Here is a 207-nt window from a genome sequence, read left to right as displayed (position 1 = left end):
CATTTGTGATGTTTGATAGTAAAATTCTATTACATCCGAGGCATGGAAATCATGCCATTTTATTTTTGATGGCTGCTTTATTACCAGCCACACTTCCTTTGAAGAAAATCTTATATCACTTTTTTCAACTTCAACAAGAATTTTAGATTCTTCTAAGTTAATTTTTAGAATAGTTCCTTTAGCATTACTTACAGTATTATGTGGTCC

1 protein-coding gene is annotated in these 207 nt (G+C 30.4%); it reads right to left on the bottom strand.

Going from position 1 to position 207, the window contains the following annotated elements; translation table 11 throughout:
• The coding region (locus tag HJY11_RS14925; protein ID WP_208076605.1) for a hypothetical protein at window positions 1–207 on the bottom strand (207 nt) is incomplete at both ends.

It is taken from the genome of Bittarella massiliensis (ex Durand et al. 2017), assembly GCF_017566145.1.
GTDB lineage: Bacteria > Bacillota > Clostridia > Oscillospirales > Ruminococcaceae > Bittarella > Bittarella massiliensis_A.
This window is presented reverse-complemented; position numbering and strand designations above follow the sequence as displayed.